At 51.5% G+C, this 24,589-nt stretch carries 24 protein-coding genes, 5 tRNA genes and 1 pseudogene; 1 reads left to right on the plus strand and 29 read right to left on the minus strand.

What is annotated here, in order from left to right; all coding sequences use genetic code 11:
* Window positions 1-10: 10 nt before the first annotated feature.
* The 18 genes and pseudogenes from NUV48_02665 to lonB form a co-directional block, all read right to left on the minus strand.
* Window positions 11-1,414 carry a coproporphyrinogen III oxidase family protein gene (locus NUV48_02665; GenBank protein MCR4441044.1) on the minus strand — a complete coding sequence of 468 codons (1,404 nt, stop codon included), beginning with the start codon at window positions 1,412-1,414 and terminating at the stop codon, window positions 11-13.
* A 33-nt stretch (window positions 1,415-1,447) separates the two neighbouring features.
* The gene (locus NUV48_02670) at window positions 1,448-2,455 is read right to left on the minus strand and encodes a (Fe-S)-binding protein (protein MCR4441045.1); all 1,008 of its coding nucleotides are present in this window, start codon (window positions 2,453-2,455) and stop codon (window positions 1,448-1,450) included.
* Window positions 2,456-2,519: 64 nt separating this feature from the next.
* Window positions 2,520-3,173 (minus strand): hypothetical protein, encoded by a 654-nt coding sequence (locus NUV48_02675; protein MCR4441046.1) that lies wholly within the window; start codon window positions 3,171-3,173, stop codon window positions 2,520-2,522.
* On the minus strand, window positions 3,174-4,589 hold the full coding sequence (locus NUV48_02680; GenBank protein ID MCR4441047.1) for a B12-binding domain-containing radical SAM protein: 1,416 nt from the start codon (window positions 4,587-4,589) through the stop codon (window positions 3,174-3,176).
* A 475-nt stretch (window positions 4,590-5,064) separates the two neighbouring features.
* Entirely contained in the window at window positions 5,065-5,262 is a 198-nt protein-coding gene (locus NUV48_02685; protein MCR4441048.1) for a hypothetical protein, read from the minus strand.
* A 98-nt stretch (window positions 5,263-5,360) separates the two neighbouring features.
* Window positions 5,361-6,533, minus strand: coding sequence for a glycine betaine/L-proline ABC transporter ATP-binding protein (locus NUV48_02690; GenBank protein MCR4441049.1), 1,173 nt, complete (start codon window positions 6,531-6,533; stop codon window positions 5,361-5,363).
* A gap of 38 nt (window positions 6,534-6,571) precedes the next feature.
* Window positions 6,572-7,375, minus strand: a complete 804-nt coding sequence (locus NUV48_02695; GenBank protein ID MCR4441050.1) for an ABC transporter permease subunit — start codon at window positions 7,373-7,375, stop codon at window positions 6,572-6,574.
* A gap of 115 nt (window positions 7,376-7,490) precedes the next feature.
* Window positions 7,491-8,534 carry an ABC transporter substrate-binding protein gene (locus NUV48_02700; GenBank protein MCR4441051.1) on the minus strand — a complete coding sequence of 348 codons (1,044 nt, stop codon included), beginning with the start codon at window positions 8,532-8,534 and terminating at the stop codon, window positions 7,491-7,493.
* A 139-nt stretch (window positions 8,535-8,673) separates the two neighbouring features.
* Window positions 8,674-8,856 (minus strand): annotated as a pseudogene (locus tag NUV48_02705) (group II intron reverse transcriptase/maturase).
* Window positions 8,857-8,944: 88 nt separating this feature from the next.
* Window positions 8,945-10,159 carry a dicarboxylate/amino acid:cation symporter gene (locus tag NUV48_02710; GenBank protein ID MCR4441052.1) on the minus strand — a complete coding sequence of 405 codons (1,215 nt, stop codon included), beginning with the start codon at window positions 10,157-10,159 and terminating at the stop codon, window positions 8,945-8,947.
* A gap of 258 nt (window positions 10,160-10,417) precedes the next feature.
* The gene (locus NUV48_02715) at window positions 10,418-10,843 is read right to left on the minus strand and encodes a DNA-binding domain-containing protein (GenBank protein MCR4441053.1); all 426 of its coding nucleotides are present in this window, start codon (window positions 10,841-10,843) and stop codon (window positions 10,418-10,420) included.
* A gap of 30 nt (window positions 10,844-10,873) precedes the next feature.
* Window positions 10,874-11,170, minus strand: a complete 297-nt coding sequence (locus NUV48_02720; protein ID MCR4441054.1) for a hypothetical protein — start codon at window positions 11,168-11,170, stop codon at window positions 10,874-10,876.
* A gap of 58 nt (window positions 11,171-11,228) precedes the next feature.
* Complete coding sequence (locus NUV48_02725; protein ID MCR4441055.1) at window positions 11,229-12,206, minus strand: D-glycerate dehydrogenase; 978 nt, start codon at window positions 12,204-12,206, stop codon at window positions 11,229-11,231.
* A 40-nt stretch (window positions 12,207-12,246) separates the two neighbouring features.
* A complete protein-coding gene (locus tag NUV48_02730; protein MCR4441056.1) occupies window positions 12,247-12,507 on the minus strand; it encodes a DUF5668 domain-containing protein in 261 nt (86 codons plus the stop codon).
* Entirely contained in the window at window positions 12,504-12,977 is a 474-nt protein-coding gene (locus NUV48_02735) for a PspC domain-containing protein (protein ID MCR4441057.1), read from the minus strand. Before NUV48_02735 ends, NUV48_02730 begins: the two co-directional genes overlap by 4 nt.
* Window positions 12,978-13,085: 108 nt before the next feature.
* The gene (gene yihA, locus NUV48_02740) at window positions 13,086-13,691 is read right to left on the minus strand and encodes a ribosome biogenesis GTP-binding protein YihA/YsxC (GenBank protein ID MCR4441058.1); all 606 of its coding nucleotides are present in this window, start codon (window positions 13,689-13,691) and stop codon (window positions 13,086-13,088) included.
* Window positions 13,688-16,069 (minus strand): endopeptidase La, encoded by a 2,382-nt coding sequence (gene lon / locus NUV48_02745; protein MCR4441059.1) that lies wholly within the window; start codon window positions 16,067-16,069, stop codon window positions 13,688-13,690. The genes yihA and lon overlap by 4 nt, the downstream gene beginning before the upstream one ends.
* 117 nt (window positions 16,070-16,186) lie before the next feature.
* Window positions 16,187-17,842 carry an ATP-dependent protease LonB gene (lonB, locus tag NUV48_02750; protein MCR4441060.1) on the minus strand — a complete coding sequence of 552 codons (1,656 nt, stop codon included), beginning with the start codon at window positions 17,840-17,842 and terminating at the stop codon, window positions 16,187-16,189.
* A 194-nt stretch (window positions 17,843-18,036) separates the two neighbouring features.
* Between lonB and NUV48_02755 the strand changes: the two genes are divergently transcribed.
* Window positions 18,037-18,213: an alpha/beta-type small acid-soluble spore protein gene (locus NUV48_02755; GenBank protein MCR4441061.1), complete on the plus strand. Its 177-nt coding sequence runs from the start codon at window positions 18,037-18,039 to the stop codon at window positions 18,211-18,213.
* Window positions 18,214-18,277: 64 nt separating this feature from the next.
* Here the strand turns inward: NUV48_02755 and clpX are convergent, their stop codons facing one another.
* The 11 genes from clpX to murI form a co-directional block, all read right to left on the minus strand.
* Window positions 18,278-19,540, minus strand: coding sequence for an ATP-dependent Clp protease ATP-binding subunit ClpX (clpX, locus tag NUV48_02760; protein MCR4441062.1), 1,263 nt, complete (start codon window positions 19,538-19,540; stop codon window positions 18,278-18,280).
* 15 nt (window positions 19,541-19,555) lie between these two features.
* Complete coding sequence (gene clpP / locus NUV48_02765; protein ID MCR4441063.1) at window positions 19,556-20,203, minus strand: ATP-dependent Clp endopeptidase proteolytic subunit ClpP; 648 nt, start codon at window positions 20,201-20,203, stop codon at window positions 19,556-19,558.
* Between the two features lie 16 nt (window positions 20,204-20,219).
* Window positions 20,220-21,524 carry a trigger factor gene (gene tig / locus NUV48_02770; protein MCR4441064.1) on the minus strand — a complete coding sequence of 435 codons (1,305 nt, stop codon included), beginning with the start codon at window positions 21,522-21,524 and terminating at the stop codon, window positions 20,220-20,222.
* Between the two features lie 144 nt (window positions 21,525-21,668).
* Window positions 21,669-21,743, minus strand: a tRNA-Gly gene (locus tag NUV48_02775).
* A gap of 103 nt (window positions 21,744-21,846) precedes the next feature.
* A tRNA-Leu gene (locus tag NUV48_02780) sits at window positions 21,847-21,929 on the minus strand.
* A 77-nt stretch (window positions 21,930-22,006) separates the two neighbouring features.
* Window positions 22,007-22,082 (minus strand) — tRNA-Lys (locus tag NUV48_02785).
* Between the two features lie 30 nt (window positions 22,083-22,112).
* Window positions 22,113-22,188 (minus strand) — tRNA-His (locus NUV48_02790).
* A gap of 6 nt (window positions 22,189-22,194) precedes the next feature.
* Window positions 22,195-22,271: transfer RNA gene (locus NUV48_02795), tRNA-Arg, on the minus strand.
* Window positions 22,272-22,358: 87 nt separating this feature from the next.
* Window positions 22,359-22,982, minus strand: a complete 624-nt coding sequence (locus NUV48_02800; protein ID MCR4441065.1) for an XTP/dITP diphosphatase — start codon at window positions 22,980-22,982, stop codon at window positions 22,359-22,361.
* Entirely contained in the window at window positions 22,963-23,703 is a 741-nt protein-coding gene (gene rph, locus NUV48_02805) for a ribonuclease PH (GenBank protein ID MCR4441066.1), read from the minus strand. The genes NUV48_02800 and rph overlap by 20 nt, the downstream gene beginning before the upstream one ends.
* Window positions 23,704-23,709: 6 nt before the next feature.
* The gene (gene murI, locus NUV48_02810) at window positions 23,710-24,558 is read right to left on the minus strand and encodes a glutamate racemase (GenBank protein ID MCR4441067.1); all 849 of its coding nucleotides are present in this window, start codon (window positions 24,556-24,558) and stop codon (window positions 23,710-23,712) included.
* Between the last annotated feature and the right edge of the window lie 31 nt (window positions 24,559-24,589).

Genomic DNA, 24,589 nt, shown 5'->3' on the forward strand with positions numbered 1-24,589 from the left:
CCGCAGTCAATCACGCCCGCTGCTTTTGGGCCACGTTCATATCGTCTTGGTTGAAGGTGTTTTTCCTGTTCTTGAGCGAATGGTAAAACGACCGCTGTATTCTGGCTTTTTCCTGCTCGCTGTAATAATAATAGGAGATGTTCCCGGCCCACATTTTGCCCTTTTCCGTCAGGCACAAAGCGTCTCCCTCCTCGGAGAGGTAGCCCGCCTCCAGGAGGTCGTCCGTTTTCTCCAGGATTTCCAAGACGGCGGGAACGTCTTTCTTTGGTATTTTGGTGAAGTTGGGGAAGAAAACCATTACCCTGTTTTTCAATTCCTCGTCCGTACAGACATGCCCCGCTTCAACCGCGTAAAGCCCCCGGCCGATGCTGTCGATGTATTCCTTTATCGAGCAGAAGGTCCGGTAGCTGTGCCCGGCGATATAGCTCATCGACCCCGGCCCCAGCCCCAGCATGTAGCTGCCGTATTCCCTGTTGTTGCCCATCGACAGCTCTATCCCCGTCCAGGGGCTGTCCGTCCGGTCGCTGAACAGGTTGATCAAGACCTGGTTTTTATACCCGTTTTTCGCCAGCCTGTCCATGACAAAGGCGAACATCTCCATCTCTTTCTTCAAGGTCGGCGGGTCTTGGAAATAGCCCCGGTCCACCTTTTCTTTCAGCGCGGTATTGTGGAACAGGTTAAACTGGTAAGTCTGAATGAACATGGGGTTGAGCTCGCGGCAGGCCCTGTCCAGGTCGGACTCCAGGATTTCCATGTTCTGATCAGGCAGGTTGTAGATCAGGTCCAGGGCATAGGAAGGGATGCCTGCCTTTTTTATCGCCGCCACCGTTTCGTAAATGTCCTCGAGGCTGGCCTTGATGTTCATTTGTTTCCTGATCCCTTCGTTGAACGTCTGCACGCCGAAGCTTATCCTCTCCACACCCAGGTCCTTCAGCAGCCTGACCCTGGAAAGGTCTTTCAAACTCATCACGTTGCCTTCCAAAGAGATGCCCCGGCATTCGGTCAGGTCAAAGTATTTGTTAATGCCGGCAATGATGCTTTCCAGGAGGTCGTTCTCCAGGCAGGAAGGGGTGCCGCCCCCGAACTGCACATAGCCGATTTTTGAGTCTTGGAAAAACGGGGTGCGGGAATACATGGCCATTTCTTTCTGCAGGGAACCGACAAACAGTTTCCTTTCCTCGTACGAATATTTCCTTAAGGGTTCCTTAAAGCAGGCGCAGTACGCGCAAAAAGACTCGCAGTAAGGGATGTGAACATATAGCAGCACGGGCGCCTTCTTTTCCGGCGCGCTGTCCAAAAATCCGAAATACTGGCGTTGATCCGCAATCCTGTCCTGGTAAAGACAGATCTTCGGGTAAAACCAGGTCAGGTTAACCCGTTTGTTGATGTCCTCGAATTCTTCTTTTTTCAGCATGTCATAAACCCCCCTCCCAAAGTAAAGCAGCCCTTAAATCGTGAACCTGGAAACCTGCTCGCCCAAAGCCTCACGGCACAGCCTGATCACGGAGGCCGGCTCAATCTGTTGCCTCAGGCACATCCTCCTCATGTTCATTAGGCAGATGGGACAGCTGAAGACAAAAACACCAGCGCCGTTATCTTTGGCGTCCGCGATGTTCTTTTTCTGCAGCTCCTCGATGTTTTCCAGGCTCTCTCTGTAGTACAGCGGCGTGCCGCAGCACAGGGCATGTATGCCGTCATACTCCCTTTTCACCCGCTCTACGCCGATCAGCTCAAAGATCAAATCGACATACCCGTCCTTTTCCGGGGTGTACCTGGCGCCGCACGGCCGTTGAACAGCCGCCCGGCGATTCAGTTTTTTTATCTTCCCCTGGTGCGCGGCGAGATACTTATAGATGTATTCGTGGATGTGCACCGGCCTGAAGGGAACGTCAACGCCAAATTCCGCGGCTTTCACCTTGGCGACCGCATAGCACTCGTCATGGTAAAAAACGATTTCCTCGCTGCCCAGCCGGCTCAAATTGCCGACAAACCGGACAACATCTTCCTTTTTCAGCGGTTTGCCGATATGGATCATACCCAGATGGCAAAAATACCTGCCGCCTTTTACCAGGGTGGCCCGGTCGAACAGCTGCCCCTCAAACAGGCGCGGAACAAAATCGCCCAGCGAACAAAGGGATATTACCGGCCCGTCCTTTTCGCCCGTCCTGATTTCATCGGCCACTTTCGTTAAATTGCTATACTCCCTGGCCGTTTTTTCAGGAACAGGCGGCACACCGTACTTTTCCTGGCACATGTTGATCAGGTCGAAAGGATTGGCTTTCTTTTCGCAAAATTCGTTGCAGGCCGAACAGGTAACGCATGCCGACAGTATTTCGGCCTTTTCCCCTCTCATCAAACGGCTTATCTCTTTGACCGCCTCAGTTTTGCTGTAATTAAGGTATTGGCACCTGACAAGGCAGTCGCCGCATAAATCGCAGTTTTTTCGAACAAACATGGACACACCTTCCGCCTTGGAGGCCGGAGACCTTTGCCGGCAGGCCGCTTTTTTCGGCCGCCGTTCAGGCGCCGGACCTCTTCAAAATATTGATGCCGTGAAGAGTCGTGCCAAAAGTGAACAGCATCATTGGGGAACCGAAATCATGTATTTTTTTCAACGAGTAAATTTTCCTGGCTTTTTCCGTGGTAATGCAGGCGTTAACCTTCCCCTCGGCGCACAGCTTGGCGGCATGGGCATTGGAATTGGCCTCGTAAATCCTGTTTTTCAGACCGGACAGCAGCGGCTTCGGCGAGGGGTGCGCGGCTATAACCCAGTCCTCCGGAATCCTTTCCACCCCTTCCCTGGCCGCCAGCTGTAGGTCGTCAAGCGGCATGTAATAGTGGTGCATAAAGAAGTAGCAGTCTTCGTGGGAAAAATACAGGTCGTTCAGGCGGCAGTACACCGCGCACAGGACAATAACCGGGAAATCCCCGCTGCCCGTTACTTCCCTGGCTTTTCTCACTTCTTCTTCCGGGGTGTCGCAGTATATGAAGACGGCTTTGTCCTGGATTCCGATCTCCTTGACCCACTGCCGGGCCGCCTTGCTGATGTTCGTACCGTCCGGACCAAGGCAAAACATTTTTACCGTTTTTATGCGGTCATTGCCCAAAACCCTTTTGACCGTGGAAAAATCGCAATTGGCTTCCGCAAATCGTTTCAAGCCTGTCCCGTTCATTCAGGCAAGGTCACCTCTTCTCCAGCCCGCCGGGTAAGTGTACTGCCCCAGCCTGTTAATCGCTTGGCCCCACGCAGCCAGTTCTCTTCTGAACGCTTCAATTTCCCCGGGTGATTTCAGGCCGAATTCCACCCTGAAATAATCGTCCTGCACTTCCCTGACATCAAGGCTGTCGGCCTGTGAATACTTTTGGGGCAGGTGCCGTTCCACCTTGCGGTAGGCCGGGGAGCCGGGATTTATCTCAATGAGGTTGGCGATGACTTCCTGGGGAGCCTTGTGCAAATACTTGTAAGACAGTTCGGCCACTCGCTGCGCCTGCTCGTACGTCTTGGCCAGGGATTCTTTGTCCTCTCCGGGCAAGCCCAGAACAAAACTGGCGATGGTGTCAATGCCGTGGGAATACAGCAATTCGGCTGCCCGCAGGTTATCGGCCGGCGAAGCATGTTTGTTGATGTTCCGCAGTATTTTTTCGCTGCCGGATTCAAACCCGATGGCCACCTCGTCTATATCCAGCCTTTTCAAATAATCGATAATCTCCGGAGTAATCCGGTTGGCGCGGGCAAATATCTTGAGGTGCATGCCGTTTCCAGGCATGTGTTTTTCTTTAAGCTCGCACAACCGGGCCAACCATTCGCCGCTTTGCAAAAAGTCGTCCCCGATCTCGAAGACATACCTGACTGAGGGCATGCCGGCCAGGTATTTCAACTCTTCGAGATACACCTCCGGTTTTTTGAACCTCACGCCCCGGTCCGCCCTCCCGCAGAAAAAGCAGTACTGCGAGTTCAACCTGTTGCTGCACCCCTTGTGGCTGTAAGCCCTGAAACTGGCCAGGGCTTCGCCTCTTTCCAGCGTTTTGTGGTTGCCGTTCCTGTACTGCTGCAAGACTTTTTCGTCGATATAATCGATTTTGCCGTCATCAATCGGGACATTCCTTGTCTCGTTGCAAACGACCTCTCTTGTTTCGGGATGCAGGTAGACCAGGTTGGGTATCCTCTCCGGGGGTTCTTCCTTTACCAGGGAAGCGAACGCTTCTTCCCCGTCCCCGACAATGATGAAATCCACCAGCCCGCTCCTGTTTTTTATGATCCTGTCCGCCAAATGCGTGGCGTGATGCCCCCCCATAACCGTGGTTATGCCTTTCTCCTTGGCTTTTTGCAATATGCCGAGGGTGTTGCTGTATGACGCCATCATGGGCTGGATCCCAACCAGGTCGTAATCGCCTTGGTCGATCATTTCGCAGATTTCCTGCAGGTCGTGATACTCGCCGTCGATGATGTCCACCTTAACCCGCAGACCCTCGTTCCTCAACACGTAATTCTGCAAGGCGACCAGCCCCAGCGGCGGGCTGTCGTTGACGCCTTCGGTGTAGTAGTAATCGTCCATCGGGGCATATACCAGCAAGACGTTTTCTTTCACGGCTCCGCCTCCTTCCCGGTTGCAGCCGTTTAATACCGCGGTATCCGCGCCATTTATTGTTATATTTTTATATATTATATAATTTTGTATAATTTATGAACATATAGACTTCTTGTTTCAAAGCGTTTCTTTCTTATCTTAATTGCCAGATTAATTGTGTACTATATTATAAACCACCCTGCTTCAGAATACGTGTTTCCATGTGTATCATTTTTTAACATTTTTTTGCATTTTCTGTTATTATTTTACTCTCTTGTCCGGGGGTTGTCAACAGTTATGTCATATTGTTTTGTCAACTTTTCTCCAGAGCTGACCGCAGGGCAGGCTATCCCTTCTTTTGCGCCCATTTAAAAAGGCTGCTGGCACTTGGCAATGTCAGCAACCTTTTTAAATTCAGCAGAGTATATTACGGCCAGTTATCAAGCGGCAATACCACTCCGCCTGGCGGCGTATTTTTTCTCGCTGTTTTCAATAATTACAGCGGCGCCGGCGCAGTATTGATCAACACGGCCGTTTTTTTCATCAGGGAGAGGGTTTGTTTATTGATCATATCCCTCGTCTGGCTGGTCAACGGCACGTGGATGCTGATACAGCAGTTCTTCCATATAAAGTTATTACGATTTAGAGAAGTCTTTTTTTGTGGTTTATGCAGTGAAATCATTTTTGGCTTCACGACAACCTTCTCCTATCGTTGGCAAATTTACAGCTGTACTGCCTTTTTCTCCTTTAAGTCATTATTCCTACCAGCCCGAGTGCGCCGTCCCCTCTTTCCTATACTAGGGCGGACAAGACCGATACCCTGGCGATTATTCCCAAAAGCCTGTTATTCCCGTCGAGCACGGCTATCGGATACTTGCTTGCCGTAGCCAGGGGAATCAGGTCCTGGACGTAAGTATCGGGGGTAGTCGTTGCATACTCTTTTATTAAAATATCTTTTAACGGCCAATGTTCTTTCAGCGCTCTGACGGCGTCATCCACCGTCACCAGTCCCTGCAGCCTGCGCTCGCTGTCAACGACGAACACGCTTGACAATCCGCTTTTCTCCATCTCTTTTAGCGCAACATGCGGTCCATCTTTCAGGAAGACAAGGGAGCCGGGAAGAAACATGATGTTTTTGGCCTGGAGCACTTTTGTCCTGTCTACATCCTGGACAAAGTCGGCGATATAATCGTTGGCCGGTTTTTCCAGGATTTCCTCCGGAGTGCCTATCTGCTGGATGACCCCGTCTTTCATCACCGCGACCCTGTCCCCCAGTTTAAATGCTTCATTGACATCATGGGTAATAAATATGATGGTTTTTTTCAACTTGGCCTGGATATCCAAAAGTTCGAGCTGCATATCCCGCCTGATCAGCGGGTCCAGTGCGCTGAAGGGTTCATCCATCAGGAGAATATCCGGGTCGTTGGCCAGGGCCCTGGCTAGGCCTACTCGCTGTTTCATGCCGCCGCTCAACTGCCGGGGATAATAATTCTCCCAGCCTTCTAATCCAACGGTGCTCAATACCTTCTTCGCTTTTTTGCAGCGCTCTTCTTTGGGAATGCCCCTTACTTCCAGCCCGTATTCGACGTTACCCAAGACCGTCCGGTGAGTAAAAAGCCCAAAATGCTGAAAGACCATGGCCACCTTTTTTTGCCTGTATTCTCGCAGCTTTTTCCTGTCATATTCGACAATATTTTCCCCGTCGACATAGATCTTGCCCTCCGTAGGCGTATTCAACATGTTCAGGCAGCGTATAAGCGTAGATTTGCCGCTCCCCGACAGGCCCATAATTACGAATGTTTCGCCTTCCTTTACTTCGAACGAGGCATTGTTGACGCCTACGGTATGCCCGGTTTCTTTCAGAACTGCGTCCTTAGGCACACCGCTTTTTATTTTTTCTAGAACCGCTTTCGGGTTTCGCCCGAACACTTTGGATAGGTTCTCAACCTTCACTTTAACAGTCATTTGCGCATCCACCCGCTTCATAAAATAAAATAATTGAATCAGCTGTCAGGTATCTTATAGCGGTTAACAACCCCCTGCAGCAAACGGTCAATGATGATTGCCAGGATAACGATACTTAAACCGGCATCAAAACCCCGGGCGATGTCAATCCGGTTAATGGCAATCAGGACCTCCATTCCCAAGCCCCTGGCCCCGACCATGGAGGCGATAACAACCATCGCCAGCGCCATCATCGTGGTCTGGTTGATACCGGTCATAACGGAAGGCAGGGCCTGGGGCAGCTGGACCTTGACCAGCGTCTGCCAGGTCGAAGAGCCAAAGGAGTGAGCAGCCTCCACCATTTCCTTGGGAACGCTTCTTATTCCAAGGTCCGTAAGCCTGATAACCGGCGGTATCGAATAGATGATGGTGGCGAACACGGCCGGCACCTTGCCAAGCCCAAAAAGCATCATGGCGGGGATTAGATAAACAAAACTGGGCATAGTCTGCATAGCATCCAGGGTAGGCTTTACCACAACCCCCACTTTATCATTGTAAGCGACCAGGATGCCGGCAGGAATTCCTAATAACAGGGATATGATCACCGAGGTCATTACCACGGCCAGGGTTGACATCATCTCGTCCCACAAGCCAAACGCGCCGATCATAAAAACCAGCAGGGCATAAAGCGCTCCCGCCCAGAATTTTTTTAGCCGCCAGCCCAGCAAGAAAACAATAGCGACTACGGACCACCAGGGCAACCAAAGCAAAAACAGCTCAATTTTAAGCAGCACCCACAGCAGCAGAGCTATCAACACATCAAAAGCCTGTCCAAAGCTGTGCAAAAGCCACTTGACAAACACATCAACGTAAACTCCGATTTTAAAACTCAGATATTCAGGAAAATTCGTCATAAATATTTTGGTTGCCGCAGGAGAGTATGCGGCAACCATTTCACCTCTTTCCACCCAAATAATATCATTTATTCAGCGCAGCTTCAATCTTTCCAGCAATTTCGGACGGGACCCACTTTGTCCACGTATCCTTGTGATTCTTCAGAAAATATTTGGCCGCCTCATCGGTCCCGACATTTTTTTCCTGCATGTAAGCCAGAGCCTCGCTGGTGATAGAACTGCTGGTTTTATATTTTTTGAGAAATTCCACCACATCAGGTGCATCCTTGGTAAGGTCTTTATTAATAGCTACTGTCACTTTAACAGCAGGAAACTGGCACATGTACCCCTTCTCCCATTTTTCTTTACTGTAAGGCTCTTCCTGAAGCAGGGTCATGTCGTATTTCCCAATAATCCAGGTCGGCTCCCAGTAGTAGCCCACCCAGGGAACGCCTTTTTCCACGGCCTGAACCATGGAAGTGGAAAGAGCCGTATCCGATCCTGGGTGAAAAATATTATAGTACTTGTCCAGGCCGTAGTTTTTGATTTTTTCTGTTATTATCTTATCGACAGCCCATCCAGGAATGGCCCCGTAAATTCGTCCCTTATTCTTGTCCTCCGGATCCCGAAAAACCTGCCAGTATTTGGCCAAATCACTGACTGTCCTGAGTCCGGGAGCCGAAGCCTTAATCCCGCGACTCGGGTCACCTTTGATCACGTAGGTTGGAACGTACAATCCCTGCATATCATCGTCGAAGTTTACCGAAACCTCAATGATATCACCTTTTTCCAGGGCATCCGTATATTCGTCGATAATGTTGTCGGTCCAGACCTCCATGTAGATGTCAATATCGCCTCTTCTTAAACCCGTAAAGGTAACAGGCGTATTGCCGGTTATTACATCCGTTTTATAGCCATAGCCATTTTTGATTATGAAACCAGCTACATCGTTATGAAAGCGAATGCTGTCCCAGCCTGCATCAGCGAAAACCAGGGTTGGCTTTTGCTCCGGCTGTTCTGCCTGTCTGCCCGCTTCTTTCTTGGCACATCCCGCAATTCCCATCGCCACAATAAAGATTGCCAGCAAAAACGTTATCGGCAAAACCTTTCTATGGTTGCATTGCAACACAATTTCCACCTCCAAGTCTATTCCTCTTTTATTTTTTTAACAATTATATGTTATCATTCCTACAACTTATAGTCAATTAACAAATTGTATGTTGCTGCTATTTGGCGTGAACCCGTGTTCGCACGGCTCCTTCTTTGCAGTAGAAAGAGAAGCCCGGAAACTTTCGCTTCCGCGGCCTGACCACAGCGCTTTTCTCCCTGTTGGCTCTCAGTTTCAGCGTGCCTTCCAAATATTTGGTTATGCTTTGCATGACCCTTTCTCCGGCACGTTGGCTCTTTGCATAGATGTTGCAGTCATCGGCGCAACGGCAAAATTTGTGTCCGCCATGCCGGGCGCACTGAAAAGGCTGCCGGCATCTGGCAGATGCCGGCAGCCCGTGAGGCAAACAACAGAGCGCATGGCCGCCGTTATTAAGCGGCAACGCTTCCCTGTCGAGCAGCATATTTTTTCTCGCAGTTTTCAACTATCACAGCGGCGCTAGCGTCCCCCGTCACGTTAACAGCGGTCCTGGCCATGTCCAGTATGCGGTCTATTCCTGCAATCAAAGCAACTGCCTCAAGAGGCAGGCCGACAGAAGTCAGCACCAATGTAAGCATGATCAAGCCGGCTCCGGGAACTCCAGCCGTACCGATCGATGCTAGTGTAGCCGTCAGGATAATGGTCAATTGGTTGCCAAGTGTCAGATCGATGCCATATACCTGAGCGACGAACAGAGCGCAAACTCCCTGGTAAAGAGCGGTCCCGTCCATGTTTATAGTTGCGCCTAACGGCTGAACAAAACTGGCAACATCCTTGCTTACGCCAAGGTTTTCTTCGGCGCACTTCATGGAAACCGGCAACGTACCCGAACTGCTGCAAGTTGTAAAGGCTACCGTTATTGCTGGCAAAAAACCGGCGAAAAATTTGGCAGGACTCATGCCGCCCAGGGTTTTGACAGCCGCGGAATAGACAAGGCCGGCATGAAGAATACAGGCTATATATACTGCGGCTATTACTTTAGCCAGCGGAAAAAGAACGGAAGGGCCGTTAGCCTGCACGACAGGCACGATCAGTGCGAACACGCCAACAGGAGCCGCCGCCATGATTAAGCCGACAATTTTGTAGGTCACTTCAGCGAATCCCTCAAAAAACCAAACAACGGGCTGTGCTTTCTCCCCGACCAGGGTCACGCCTATACCCACAAACAAGGCAAAAAATATGATCTGTAGCATATTGGCTTTGACCAGCGCATCCAGCGGGTTACTAGGTATAAGGTTTACGATCACGTCCGCGATAGGTGCAGGAGTTCCAGGCGCATACTTGGCACCTTCTGGGAGAATCAGGCCTATACCGGGATCAAGTATATTGCCAAGGATTAGACCAATAGTTACGGCTAAAGCTGTTGTTGCCAAATAATAGCCGAGAGTCATAGCCCCGATGCGGCCTAATTTTTTTACATCTCCGACAGATGCGGCGCCAACCACCAGCGAGCTTAAAACCAGCGGTACGATTACCATTTTGATTGAATTAATGAATATGCTGCCCACTGGCTTGCAGAGAGCAGTTAGTCCCGCGGCCTTGGGCAGGATCAGGCCGATAATTATGCCGAGAATTAGCCCTATTAGGATTTTGGTTGACAGTGACAGTGTTTTCAAGAATACTCTCCTCCTTTTCATAAAATTTTGTCATATCTTTCAAAATGGCCCGTTTTTTCTCACCACCTCCCCGGCACTCTGCTGTTATTTTGATATTAATGCCTTCACTACATATTCATACCAAATCATACACAAAAAATCTTCGACTGTTGCGAATTGTCAGTTAAAGATGTATGCGCTGAGCCTGGTAAAAAATGATAGAATAAAAAAAGCCCGGCCGGCTGCCGGAACTTTCTGCTTTGCTCATTTTTATACTTTGTCCATAAGCAAAATCAATATTCCCTCCACGAATTTTTTTGCGTTGATCTTTCCGCCGTATCTGCTTTTCCCCCTCTCGAAGTCCATTTCTTTTCTGACCTCGCCAAAGTCAAAAAGAACCGAAGAGTACCTGGTAAATACCTCGTCGTAATAGTCTTCCAGGCCAAGGTTTGCCAAATTTTTCAACGCGCTCTTGATTGTTCTTCTGATTCTCTGCTCGATAGCCGCCGTATTCATTGAAATGCCCTGCTCCGTTTCATACTTTTCTCTGAGGTAATCAAAGGCCCCGGAAAGCCTGTATGCCTCCTGTGCCCCGTCAACCAACGACCCTTTCTTTTTCAACCATAAAACAATCTCGACTATGTCCTGGCACCCTGCTTCCCCGAGCACTCCAAGCTGGGCAAGGACTCTTTTGATTCTAACCCGTTCGTCGGGCGTTTCCGTTCTTTATAAAAGGTAGTAGATGGCTACCGGGTAATAATTGGAAAATACCTGTAAAAAGGTGGCGTCCTGGTAGGTAGTGTAATTTACAAAGGTGCGGAATAATGGTGTGAGCACAGCAATCAAACTGCATACAAGCATAACCGGCACCTGGTTGAAATGAATCAGCAGTATTGAAAGCGTCAAAACCGCCATTGAAAGCCTGAAATAACCGGGTATGGGGCTGATATAAATCTGCCCCATGAAAGTTGTCACTATGGCGATGATTATTATTTTTTCCAGGTCCAGTTTGCTGCGCAGCAAATTTTTGCCCCCTCCAAAACCGGTTCTGAACGGCTGGGCTTGCGTTGCCGGCGAGGCTTTACCCCTTCATCACGGCGGCATTCACCAGGTTGGGCGGCTTCTCGCCCTTTAGTCCCGCCGCCATGTTCCGCGCAGCCATAACCGCCATCCTGGTCCTGGTGACGACGGAAGCGCTGCCGATATGCGGCACGACAACAACGTTATCCAGGCTCAGCAAGGGGTTGTCGGCTCTCATAGGCTCGGGATCAGTCACATCAAGGCCAGCCCCCCAGATGATACCCTCCTTCAGGGCCTCGTACAGGTCTTTTTCGTTTACCACCGCTCCCCGCGCGGTATTGATTAACACAGCCGACTTTTTCATCAGAGAGAGGGTCTGTCTGTTTATCATGCCCCTTGTCATGTCAGTCAACGGCACATGTAAGCTGACAAAGTCCGACTCCCGCAGGAGTTCTTCCAAGCCGGCGCAGGTCAGGTCCAGGTCTCTTTCGGCCATCTCATTGCGGGTACGGCTGTGGTAAAGGACCTTCATGCCAAAACCGCTGGCCCTGCGGGCCACGGCGGTGCCAATCCTGCCCAGACCGATCAGGCCCAGAACGGACCCGTGAATGTCCTGGCCTAACAGCAGCATGGGACTCCAGGTTTTCCACCTGCCATTTTCAACATAGCGGACTCCTTCCACAATCCGTCTGGCCACCGCCATCATCAGGGCAAATGCCAGGTCCGCCGTCGTCTCGGTCAAAACGTCCGGTGTGTTGGTGACCATGACGCCCTTTTCAGTAGCGGCCTGTATGTCTATGTTGTCAAAGCCGACCGCATAGTTGCTGACGACCCGCAGTTTTTTTCCTGCTTCCAGCAGTTTCCGGTCTATCCTGTCGGTTAGCAGGCAGAGGATTCCCTCCACCTCCCTGATCTCTTCCAGCAGCACCTCATACGGCGGCGGTAGTTCTCCTTCCCACACCTTCACTTCCGCATTTTCGCGCAGAATGTTCAAGCCCTCCTCCGGTATCCGGCGGGTGACATAAACTAAAGGCTTCATGACCAACATATCCTCCAAATTTTATGTTTTTCTTGACGAACTATATCCAGCGCGGAAAATACCCGCCGCCGTACCAGTAATAATAAACCAGGGGGATGGCGACCAATACCAGAAATACCACCGCCTGGAGCCAGGGGTTGTGGCGGAAAATAAGCCTGAACCCGATGGCAATCAGCAGCAGGGGCCAGAACTCAAGAAACGCCCACCAGATGTCCCAGCTGATCAGGCCCAGGTTGTTGAGGAGGAACACTGTGCCCAACAATATGAGAAAGAGTCCGCCGAAGACGCGCCTTTCCTTCACGGGCGTTTCTCCCCCTTGCCTTTGAACATGATGACCAGGCCAATGATGATCAGGACCAGCGGCCACCAGTTATGCATGCTGAAAAACGGGATGTAGCGGTTAAGTATGAAATACAGGCCCAGGCCGATCAGGATCAGGCCGAATACCTGCCGCTTCCTGGCGTCCCCTTCCGCCTTGCCGCCGCTGCCGGCCGGCGGTTCCGCCCCTGCCGCCCCGGTTGTTTCCCGGCCTGCTCCTTCGGCATCAGTAGGCTCAGCCGGTGCTCCCTCAGCCCCGGTCTTGTTCGCCGGCGCTTCCGGCATGATGATCACGGCCAGGATATAGAGGATCAGGCCGCTGCCCCCGGCAAAAATGGCCAGGGCCCAGGCCAGCCGGATCAGGGTGGCGTCAACTTTGAAGTATTCGGCCAGCCCGCCGCACACGCCGGCAATGACCTTGTTGGTCCGCGATTTATACAGGTTTTCAGGCATTTTTATCACCTCTTGCATTTTTTAAAACACGCAATTGCCCCAGTTAATTATAACCGTCTTGGCCCGATAATTAAAGCAGGCTTTCCAGCCTGCCCAAGCTTGATTCGTTTATTTATCCGTCAATCCGCCCGCCACCCGTTGCTCGACCCATGCCGCCAGCTCCTCCATGCCGTATCCGGTCTGGGCGGAAAAAATTACGACCGGCAACTCAACCCCGTCCGGCTTCAAACCCCGGGCCACGGCCTGCCGATGGGCGGCCCACCGGCCGCGCGGCACTTTGTCCGCCTTGGTGGCCACGATGATGAACGGCAGACCCGAGTGTTCGAGCCAGACAAACATCCTGACGTCATCCCCGGAGGGCGGGTGCCTGATATCGACAATCATGATGATGCCCGCAAGCTGCGGTCTTTTTTCCAGGTAATCGTTGATAAACCTGGCCCAGGACAATTTGAGCTCTTTGGAAACCCTGGCGTACCCGTAGCCGGGCAGGTCAACGAAATACCAGCTGTCATTGATACGGTAGAAATTGATGGTCTGTGTCTTGCCTGGCTGGCTGCTGGTCCGGGCCAGATTCTTCCGGTTGAGAAATTTATTGATAAGCGAAGATTTACCCACGTTGGAACGGCCAACCAGGGCAATTTCCGGCTGACCGCCGGCAGGGTACTGGGAAGGGTTTACCGCGCAGGCGGCAAATTCGGCTTTGGTAATTTTCATGCTTCCACCAGCTCTTGCGTTTCCCGGGCGGCGGCAGCCTCATCACCCTTCGGAGCGGCTTTTTCAAGGGCCAGTTCCAGGACCTTGTCCATATGCTCGACCAGCTCGAACTTAAGGTCCTTTTTGATGTTGGCGGGGATGTCCTCCAGGTCCTTTTTATTCTCCAGGGGAAGGATGATCACCTTGCACCCGGCCCTGTGCGCAGCCAGGATTTTTTCTTTGATGCCGCCCACGGGAAGCACCCGCCCGCGCAGGGTGATCTCGCCGGTCATGGCCACTTCTTTTCTTACTTTCCTGCCGGTGAGAGCGGAAGCCAGGGCGGAAGCCATGGTAATCCCGGCGGAAGGGCCGTCCTTGGGAATGGCGCCTTCCGGCACATGGATATGCACGTCATACTTTTCATGGAAATCCTCTTCAATCCCCAGCGACTGGACCCTGGAACGGATGTAGGTAAAACCCGCCTGAGCCGATTCTTTCATCACGTCGCCCAGCTTGCCCGTGAGGATAAGCTGGCCTTTGCCTTTCATCAGGGTTACTTCGATGTGCAGGATGTCGCCTCCCACCTCGGTCCAGGCAAGTCCGGTAACCACGCCTACCAGGCTTTCTTTTTCCGAAACCCCGTAGCGGTAACGCGGTATCCCCAGGTATTTTCCCAAATTTCGGGTAGTAATGGCCACTTTCTTTTGCGACCCCTCGGCGATGATCTTGGCCGCCTTGCGGCACAGGCCGGCAAGCTCGCGTTCCAGGCTCCTTACGCCGGCTTCTTTCGTATAATGCCTGATCACGCTGAGGACCGTGGCGCTTTTAATCTCCAACTGGTTTTCCTTTAGCCCGTGTTCTTTGACCTGCTTGGGCAGCAGGTGCCTGAGAGCGATATTGAGTTTTTCCTCTTCCGTGTAGCCGGAAATGGGGATCAGTTCCATCCTGTCCAGCAGGGGCCGGGGAATGTTGTAAGAAACGTTGGCCGTGGTGATGAACAGTACCTGGGACAAATCGAACGGCACTTCCAGGTAATGGTCGCTGAAAGTACAGTTCTGTTCGGGGTCAAGAACTTCCAGCAGGGCGGCAGACGGGTCGCCCCGGAAATCCATGCTCATCTTGTCCACCTCGTCCAGCAAAAAGACCGGGTTCTTTGTGCCCGCGTTACGCAGTCCCTGGATGATCCTGCCCGGCAGCGCTCCGACATAAGTGCGCCGGTGACCGCGAATTTCAGCCTCGTCCCTCACCCCGCCCAGGGACATCCTCACGAATCTCCGGTCAAGAGCCCGGGCAATGGACTTGGCCAGCGACGTCTTACCCACGCCGGGCGGACCGACAAAGCAGATTATCGGGCCTTTTATTTTTTCTGTCAGCTTTCGCACGGCCAGGTACTCGAGGATGCGCTCCTTGGCCTTTACCAGCCCGTAGTGGTCCTCGTTCAAGATTTCTTCGGCCCGTCTGATGTCAATTTTATCCTCCGTCATTTTGTTCCAGGGCATTGCCAGCAGCCAGTCAAGGTAATTCCTGATCACGGCGGATTCCGCAACCATTGGCGGCATCTTTTCCAGGCGCTCCACTTCCTTGAGGGCTTTCTCCGCCACATCCTCAGGGAGCCCGGCTTCTTTTATCCTTGACCGGTACTCCTCCGCCTCGGCAACCTTATCGTCCCTTTCGCCGAGTTCTTTCTGGATGGCCTTCATCTGTTCCCGCAGGTAGTACTCCTTCTGGGTTTTTTCCATTTGCTTGCGCACCCGCATGTTAATCTTGCGCTCCAACTCCAGGATCTCAATCTCACTGGCAATAATGGAGGCGAGCTTCTCCATGCGGGCGCGGATATCGACCGCTTCCAGCAGGGACTGTTTTTCCGGTATCTTCAGATTCAGATGCGCGGCGATAAGGTCTGTCAGCCGGTTGGCTTCCTCAATGGTAACAATGCTCACCACCGTTTCGGGAGCTATTCTTTTGCTCAGCTTCACATACTGCTCAAACTGGAAAACCAGGTTGCGAACCAGGGCTGAAATTTCCGGCGTTTTTTCGGCTTCTTCTTCGTACTCCAGGATTTCGACACGATAAAAGGGTTCGGTTTCAAGGTATTTGGCAATCTCGCCCCGGTGAAGGCCCTCCACAAGCACACGGATAGTGCCGCCAGGCAGCTTGAGAAGCTGCCTGATTTCTACGACCGTTCCAAAGGTATAAATATCGTCGGGGCCAGGGTTGTCCATCTGGGCATCCTTTTGCGCGGCAAGAAAAATCTCCCTGTCGTGCAGCATAGCCTCCTCCAGCGCGCTGACAGATTTTTCTCTTCCCACGTCAAGGTGAATGACCATATAAGGAAATACAAGCACTCCCCGCAACGGGAGGAGCGGCAATACCCTGCTTTTTTTATCCTGTTTCTTCAAGGTCCGTACCTCCTTGGGTGAGTCACCGCAAATTGAGACCAAGTTTATCTACAAAATAGATTTTATCATATTTTTCAAATAAACAACTAAAAAAGCCGCTGTTTGCGGCTAGTATTTTTAGGAAATCAATGGGCATACATTGTTCTGGTTTTGTCGCGCGATTTTGGGCTTGTCGGCCGGTTTATGAATTAGGGCCTGTTCTATTATTTCTTCCAAAAACTGCACGGGGATCACTTTTATTCCTTTTATCCCGGCAAAAAGCGACTGCCAGTTGTCTTTTGGAATAAGGACGCGGCTTGCGCCCGCCAGGCGCGCCGCCTCGATTTTAGCCAGGATGCCGCCGACGGGTTTAACGGCGCCGCGAATGGAGACTTCTCCCGTCATGGCGATTTCATTGTCAACCGGTATGTTGTTCACCGCGGAATAAATAGCCGCAGCAATGGCCACCCCCGCCGACGGCCCGTCAGCCGGTATCCCGCCGGGGAAATTGACGTGGATGTCGTAATTCCGGCAGTCAAGGTTAAGCCTGTGTCTTAAAACGGTTAAAACATTTTCCACGGAACCTTTGGCCATGCTTTTCCGCCGGACGGTCTGCCCGCCCATCCCGTGCATCTCTTCTTCTTCCACAATGCCTGTAATGATTATTTTGCCGTTCTTTTCTTCCGCCGGGATGACGCAAACCTCTATTTCCAGGAGCATTCCCATATTGGGCCCGTAAACCGCCAGGCCGTTGACCTGGCCGACCTGGGGAACGGGAGGTATTTTTTTATCCGGCCGGGGAGAATAACGCCCGTAGTTGACGACCCATTCCACATCGCTTTCTTTTATTTCCTGGCCGTTATTCATGATAACGATTCCCGCTGCAATCTGGATGATGTTTACGGCTTCCCGCCCGTTTGTCGCATATCTAACCAGGACATCAAGGGCTTCTTTTTTGATGGGCAACCCTATTTTCCGGGCAGCCTTCTCCCCGATAACGCTTATTTCATGAGGAAGCAGGCTGCGAAAATAGATCTCCACACAGCGTGAACGAATAGCGGGCGGAATCTCCTGAGGCTGGCGGGTCGTAGCCGCAATCAGACGAAAATCGGCCGGCAGGCCGTTCTGGAAGATGTCATGAATATGGCCCGGGATATTGGTATCCTCGGAGGAATAATAGGCGCTTTCCAGTATTACCTTGCGGTCTTCCAGGACCTTGAGCAGTTTATTGATCTGGATGGGATGAAGTTCCCCGATCTCGTCTATGAACAGGATCCCGCCATGCGCCTTGGTCACCGCCCCGGGTTTGGGCTGGGGAATACCCGCAATGCCCATGGCGCCGGCCCCCTGGTAAATGGGGTCATGCACCGAACCGATGAGCGGATCGGCTATTCCCCGCTCGTCAAAACGGGAAGTCGCCCCATCAACCTCCAGAAATTTTGATTCTTCGTTGAAAGGGGAATGCGGGCTTTTCTTGGCCTCTTCCAGGACCAGCCGGGCCGCGGCTGTTTTCCCTACGCCGGGAGGCCCGTAAACGATGACATGCTGGGGGTGAGGGCCGCACAAAGCCGCCCGTAAGGCCTGGATTCCCTCTTCCTGCCCCACGATGTCCGAAAAGGTAGCCGGCCTGGTTCTTTCGGCTAGCGGCTCGCTCAGTTTTATCCTGCGCATTTTTTCAAGCTTTTCCAGTTCTTTGCTCGATTCCTTGGTTACCGCTATCTTGGAACCCTGCTGTCCGCGGAGCAGGTTTAAAAAATATAGACCGACGACAACAATGAAAAATATTTGGATCATCACAAAAAAGCTGCCAAACCCGGCATAATCCACCGCTTTTCTTTCCTTTCAACGTCCCGTGTTTTTTTTATTTTACCCGCAAAAAACGCTTTTATCCCGGCTGTGAGAACTGGCACTCCGGCCAAAATTATCAAAACTGCCCTCTCTAACTGCAGGGCATACTATAATTGAGCAAAAAACAAAGGGGGGTTTTCATGGCCAGGCGTCGCGGTGTCATGTCCGATGCCCTGAAAATGGAAATTGCCAGGGAACTGGGTTTTTACAGTCCCGAGGTGGCGCGCGGCGATTTCGGGGATGTCTCTTCCCGCAACTGCGGCAGCATGGTGAGAGCCGCCATTGAAATGGCCGAAAGGAATTTGAATGGCGGGTGACCCCGGTTAAAAAGCTCAATAGCCAGGCTTTTGCCTGGCTATTAATGTTTTCATCAGATTTTTTTCATGCGCTTTCTTCTTTCTTTTTCTTCCTCTCGCTGGTCGTTACCAGGAGCGGTTCTTCGTTGTTTTTCACGCACTCCTTGGTTACTATGCACTTGTTAATGTCACCCCGTGAAGGTATTTCATACATCACGTCCCTCATGAGGTTTTCAACAATGGACCTTAAACCGCGCGCTCCCGTGTTTCTCTTGATAGCCTCGCTGGCAATCGCCTGCAGGGCGTCAGGCTTGAACTCCAGGCTCACGTTATCCATCTCCAAGAACTTCTGGTACTGCTTTATAAGGGCATTCTTCGGTTCCGTCAGGATCCTGATCAGGGCGTTTTCATCAAGGGCATCCAGGGTTACCACCACAGGCAGTCGCCCTATAAATTCGGGTATCAAGCCGTACTTGATCAGGTCAATGGGCAGTATCTGTTTAAGGATATCTCCCACTTTTATATCCTGCCTGCCTCTTACTTCAGCACCAAAGCCCATGACTTTTTTCCCGATACGGTTCTGGATAATCTTGTCGATGCCTTCGAAAGCGCCTCCACATATAAACAGGATGTTGGTTGTGTCCAGTTGTATAAACTCCTGGTGAGGGTGTTTCCGTCCACCCTGGGGCGGCACGCTGGCCACGGTCCCTTCTAATATTTTTAAAAGGGCCTGCTGCACTCCCTCGCCTGAAACATCCCGCGTAATGGAAGGGTTTTCCGACTTCCTGGCGATCTTGTCGATTTCATCGATGTAGACGATACCCTTTTCGGCTTTCTCCACATCGTAATCAGCGGCCTGGATCAGTTTGAGCAGGATGTTCTCCACGTCCTCGCCCACGTATCCCGCTTCGGTCAAAGAAGTGGCGTCCGCTACAGCGAAAGGCACGTTGAGGATGTGCGCCAGGGTCTGGGCAAGCAAAGTCTTGCCGCTGCCGGTCGGGCCCAGCATGATAATATTGCTCTTTTGCAGTTCGACATCCTCAATCCTGGCGCCCATCTTGATGCGCTTATAATGGTTGTATACCGCCACCGCCAGTGTTTTTTTGGCTTCTTCCTGTTCTATCACATACTGGTCGAGGATAGCCTTGATTTCTTTTGGTTTGGGAATATCTCCCATTTCCAGGCTGGTTTCCTCGGAGAGCTCTTCTTCGATTATTTCATTGCACAGCTCGATACACTCGTCGCAAATATATACCCCTGGACCTGCAACAAGTTTCTTGACCTGATCCTGAAGTTTTCCGCAGAAAGAGCACTTTAACTGCCCTTTGTCGTCCCCAAATTTATACATAATTTCACCTCTTAACTACTTGTTCTTGGGGGTATCAGGTATGCGCACAAGCAGGTCATCGATAATTCCGTATTCTTTGGCTTCCTGGGCATCCATAAAGTAATCGCGTTCCGTGTCCTGCCTGATCCTATCAATGTTCTGCCCTGTATTCTCCGCTAATATTTTATTCAGTTTCTCCCTCAAATGAATTATTCTCTTGGCGTGAATTTCAATATCCGTAGCCTGGCCCTGTGCACCGCCGGAAGGCTGGTGAATGAGCACTTCGGCATTGGGAAGGGCGTAACGTTTTCCCTTGGCCCCTGCCGCCAACAAGAAAGCGCCCATTGAAGCAGCGAGCCCCACACAGATCGTGGAAACGTCAGCCCGGATGTACTGCATGGTATCGTATATCGCCATTCCCGCGGTAATTGAACCGCCGGGACTGTTTATATACAGGGAAATGTCCTTATCCGGGTCCTCCGCGTAAAGGAACAGGAGCTGGGCAATGACCAGGTTGGCCACATGGTCGTCGATGGCCGTCCCTAAAAAGATAATGCGGTCTTTCAGCAGTCGCGAATATATATCGTAAGCCCGCTCTCCGCGGTTGGTCTGCTCCACCACCATAGGGATAAGCGTGGTAAGACCCGGTGTGATCGACTCCCGTTTCTTTTCGTAGTAAATCATAAATCGAAACCTCCGTTCATTCACCGGCATTTTTGATTGTTGCTTCCGTAATAATAAGGTCTACAGCTTTCCTTATCATTATACCAAATTCAAGCGAAGAAATCTGTCCCTGTTTTTCCGCAACTTCTCGAACCCTGGCCGGCTCCTGTTTGAGCTGCTCCGCCATTTTGCTTATCTCCGCTTCGATCTCTTCGGCGGAGACCTTGATGTTTTCAGCTTTGGCAATCGCTTCCAGGACAAGGTCGGTGCGCACGGTATCCTCAGCCGCAGGCAGGTAGCTCTTAATCAAATCCTCCGGTTTTGTGTCGGTCGCCTTAAAATAATATTCCAGCGAAAGCCCCTGACCTTGCAGCTGCATGGCGAAGTTTTCCGCCATCCGGTAAGCCTGTCTTTCAATCATGGACCGGGGAATTTCGAGTTGGGCGTTTTCCGCAGCTTTTTTTACGGCCTCCGAGCGCAGTTCGTTTTCAGACCTTTTTTTAGCCGCTTCCTTTAATTTATTCTCTATATCCAGTCTTAATTCCTGCAGCGTATCGAATTCGGATACGTCTTTGGCGAACTCATCGTCCAAAGGCGCCAGTTCTTTGCGCTTTATTTCTTTAACGGTAACCGTAAACACGGCTTTTTTACCCGCCAGCTCCGGCGAATGGTAGTTTTCAGGAAAGGTTACTTCCACTTCCCTGGTTTCGCCCGGCTTGCTGCCGACCAGCTGTTCTTCAAAACCCTCAATCAGGCTGTGAGAACCTATCTGCAAAGAATAATTCTCCGCCGAACCTCCGCTAAAGGCTTCGCCGTCCAATTTTCCTTCAAAATCTATCGTCAAGATGTCACCTTCGGCGGCCGCTTCTTCCACCGCTTTCAGCTTGGCATATCTTTCCCTCATCCTGTCGATCTCGGCATCTATGTCTTCCTCTTTAACATCGACAGGCTGCTTCGTCAGTTCCAATCCCTTGTATTTCCCAAGTTTTACTTCCGGCTTAATATCAAAAACCGCCTTGAAAATTATGGGTTTTTCTTTTTCAGTCTGGACCAGCTCATATTGAGGTTCGCTTACGGCTGTGTACTCATCTTTTATTTCTGCAAGCGCCTTGTCGTACGCGCTGGGAATCGCGTCTTTTAAAGCCTCCTCCATCAGTATCTCCCGGCCGTACATCTTTTCCAAGATGCGGCGCGGGGTTTTGCCTTTTCTAAAGCCCGGCACGTTTATTTTTTTGACGACCGTTTTATAAGCTTTTTGTAAAGATATTTCAAACTCATCTTCTGGTATTTCCACCGTCACCTGGGCTTTGACCTTATCGATTCTTTCAGCGGTTACTCTCATTGGTTCTCCTCCAAACATTATTTTTGTGTTGCTGCACATAATGAATTCGTGGTTATAAAAGCCGCAAGACAGCGCATCGAAAAATAAAGAAAAGACTAGCGCTCTTTAGCTTAGCACTAATCCTGCCTTTAGAATTGGAGCGAATGGAGCGGAAGACGGGATTCGAACCCGCGACCCTCGCCTTGGCAAGGCGATGCTCTACCGCTGAGCCACTTCCGCGCGCTGGTCGGAATTCTGGTAAGTAATGATTTGTGTCTTGTAATTGAAAGTGTATAACTGGCAACTGGCAGCTGGTAGTTTTAGTGCTCCGGCTGGTAGAATATGGTGCGGGAGAAGGGACTTGAACCCCCACGGTTTCCCACTGGATCCTAAATCCAGCGCGTCTGCCAGTTCCGCCACTCCCGCATGATAAGCCGGCAAGAAAACTAACGGTGGTTGATGGTTAGACATGTCGCTTTAATTTCATTTTAATTTTAATGGAATGGTGAGCCATGATGGATTCGAACCATCGACACCCTGATTAAAAGTCAGGTGCTCTGCCAACTGAGCTAATGGCTCACATCATACTGGAACATGGTAATGATAAGATGGGGTGGCTGAGGGGACTTGAACCCCCGGGTGCCGGAGCCACAATCCGGTGCGTTAACCGCTTCGCCACAGCCACCATCCATGGCGTGCCCACAGGGATTCGAACCCCGGACACACGGCTTAGAAGGCCGTTGCTCTATCCAGCTGAGCTATGGGCACAGCAATACCTTTTATTACAGCAAATGTTATCTTATCAAATATAAGAGTTAATGTCAACCTGCCGCAGCGCAGTTTGCTGCAGCGCAGTTAAATCCCCACAAGCAGCTTTTGCAGGATGTTCCTTGCGTTTTTCAGCGCTTTGCCCCTGTGGCTCACCATGTTCTTTTCTTCCAGGGTCATTTCGGCGAATGTTTTTCCCAGGGCCGGTACGTAAAAAAGGGGATCGTAGCCAAACCCCCCGCTGCCCCGCGGTTCTTCCAGGATTAATCCTTCACATTTTCCTTCCGCCGGATAAATTCTGCCGCCGGGAGCGGCAACAGCGATAATGCTGGTGAAGCGCGCCGTCCTTCGCGGGAACGGCACTCTTTCCATCAGTTTCAGAAGTTTCATGTTGTTTTTGTAATCGTCGGGCGGCTCTCCGGCAAAACGCGCCGAGCGGACACCAGGAAGCCCCTCCAGGGCGTCCACCTCCAGGCCGGAGTCGTCGGCAACGGTAAGAAGGCCGCTGGCCCTGGCTCCCGCCAGGGCTTTGATTGACGCGTTTTCCAGGAATGTTGCGCCGTTCTCCTCGACCTTTGGCATCCCGGGAAAGTCGTCCGCGCAAAGGACTTCCACGTCCAATCCGTCCAGCAGTTTCACCAGTTCCAGGACCTTACCGCGGTTGCGGGTCGCCACGAACAGGGCTGTTTTGTCAGTTCTTACCAAATTCATACTTTTCACCAAGAACTGCTTTCTGCAGCTCGATGAGCCTGGCAATGCCCTTCTTCCCCAAAAAAAGGAGCTCTTGCAGTTCTTCCTCCGTAAAGGGATAGCCTTCGGCGGTTCCCTGGATTTCCACGAACTCGCCCTTGCCGGTCATCACAAGGTTCATATCGACCGCTGCCTGCGAGTCTTCCTCAAAACACAAGTCCAATAACAGGCTGTCTCCAACCTTTCCCACACTAACCGCAGCCAACCAATCCCTGATGGGTAGCGCGGGAAGCTGGCCGTTTTGCACCAGCTTATCCAGCGCCAGGACGAGGGCTACAAACGCGCCGGTAACGGAAGCCGTCCGCGTACCGCCGTCGGCCTGGATCACATCACAATCCAGGGTAACGGTCCGTTCACCCAGGGCTTCCAGGTCAACAACGGCACGCAGGGAGCGCCCTATCAAACGCTGTATCTCGTTTGTCCGCCCGCTGATTTTTCCCCTGCTGGCTTCCCGCTGGTTGCGGACGGGAGTAGCCCTGGGCAGCATGGAGTATTCCGCCGTAATCCATCCCTTGCCGGAACCTTTTAAAAACAGCGGGACTTTGTCTTCGACAGTGGCATTACAGATGACCCTGGTTTCTCCCATTTCAATCAAAACCGACCCTTCCGCATACCGGGTATAACAGGTGGTAATTCTTACTGGTCTTAATTGTTCGGCCTTTCTTCCGTCCAATCGTTCCATTCTCTTTCACCTCATGATTCTTGTGGCTGCTTTATCCGAAAATGCCGTTTCCACGGGAGGCACCTTTTCCACGGGTCCGATTTCCCGTTTAAGGAAAAAACTGCCCAAACGAGCGAAGACTGCCGCGTCTCCGCTGGCAAGATAACGGCAAACGGGGTTCCCTTCTTCCCGCAGCAGATTCAGTTCTTTCAACTTGTCCACGGCCCGTTTCACCGTTTCCCGCGCGGGGTCGACAGGCGTTACGAACGGCCCGGTCGTTTGGGTTATCACGGGCAATAAAAAGGGGTAATGCGTGCATCCCAGGATTAGGGTGTCAATATCCTTTTCACACAGCGGCCCCAGGTAGGAACGAGCCGCTCTTTCGACCTCCTCACCATCCAGCCTGCCTTCCTCGACAAACGGAACAAATAGAGGGCAGGGCTGGGCCACAACTTCTACCGCCGCATTCTTTTTAATCAACATTTTTTGGTAGGAACCGCTTTTTACGGTGGCCTCTGTGGCAATGACCCCAATGCGCCCGTTTTTTGTGGTCTGAAGGGCTCTATCCACGCCTGGTTCTATTACCCCCACCAGCGGGATGTCATATGTTTCCTGCATTTCCTCATAAGCCAAAGAGGTGCTGGTATTGCAGGCAATAATGACCATTTTGCAGCCCAGGCCAATTAAAAACCGGGTTATGCCGAAAGCAAAACCCTTCAGCTCGCGAGGGTCCCTGGGCCCGTAAGGAACATGAGCGGTATCGGCGTAATAGATCAAGGACTCATGCGGCATCTGGCGCAGCATCTCCGCAACGACTGTCAACCCGCCTATCCCGGAGTCAAACACTCCAATAGGCGCCAGGTTATGTTTGTTCATTGGCTTCATCCTCGTACCATCCATTTTTTAT

It is taken from the genome of Peptococcaceae bacterium (genome assembly GCA_024655825.1).
In the GTDB taxonomy this organism is placed as follows: Bacteria; Bacillota; Peptococcia; order DRI-13; family PHAD01; genus JANLFJ01.

Coding starts and splice junctions, on each gene's coding strand:
- NUV48_02725 (MCR4441055.1), bottom strand. CDS start 12,206: ATGAAGCCTTTAGTTTATGTCACCCGCCGGATACCGGAGGAGGGCTTG.
- murI (MCR4441067.1), bottom strand. CDS start 24,558: ATGAACAAACATAACCTGGCGCCTATTGGAGTGTTTGACTCCGGGATA.
- NUV48_02670 (MCR4441045.1), bottom strand. CDS start 2,455: ATGTTTGTTCGAAAAAACTGCGATTTATGCGGCGACTGCCTTGTCAGG.
- NUV48_02755 (MCR4441061.1), top strand. CDS start 18,037: ATGGCCAGGCGTCGCGGTGTCATGTCCGATGCCCTGAAAATGGAAATT.
- NUV48_02665 (MCR4441044.1), bottom strand. CDS start 1,414: ATGCTGAAAAAAGAAGAATTCGAGGACATCAACAAACGGGTTAACCTG.
- rph (MCR4441066.1), bottom strand. CDS start 23,703: ATGGAACGATTGGACGGAAGAAAGGCCGAACAATTAAGACCAGTAAGA.
- yihA (MCR4441058.1), bottom strand. CDS start 13,691: ATGAAAATTACCAAAGCCGAATTTGCCGCCTGCGCGGTAAACCCTTCC.
- lonB (MCR4441060.1), bottom strand. CDS start 17,842: ATGATCCAAATATTTTTCATTGTTGTCGTCGGTCTATATTTTTTAAAC.
- NUV48_02800 (MCR4441065.1), bottom strand. CDS start 22,982: ATGAATTTGGTAAGAACTGACAAAACAGCCCTGTTCGTGGCGACCCGC.
- clpX (MCR4441062.1), bottom strand. CDS start 19,540: ATGTATAAATTTGGGGACGACAAAGGGCAGTTAAAGTGCTCTTTCTGC.
- NUV48_02735 (MCR4441057.1), bottom strand. CDS start 12,977: ATGCCTGAAAACCTGTATAAATCGCGGACCAACAAGGTCATTGCCGGC.
- tig (MCR4441064.1), bottom strand. CDS start 21,524: ATGAGAGTAACCGCTGAAAGAATCGATAAGGTCAAAGCCCAGGTGACG.
- NUV48_02690 (MCR4441049.1), bottom strand. CDS start 6,533: ATGACTGTTAAAGTGAAGGTTGAGAACCTATCCAAAGTGTTCGGGCGA.
- clpP (MCR4441063.1), bottom strand. CDS start 20,203: ATGATTTACTACGAAAAGAAACGGGAGTCGATCACACCGGGTCTTACC.
- NUV48_02675 (MCR4441046.1), bottom strand. CDS start 3,173: ATGAACGGGACAGGCTTGAAACGATTTGCGGAAGCCAATTGCGATTTT.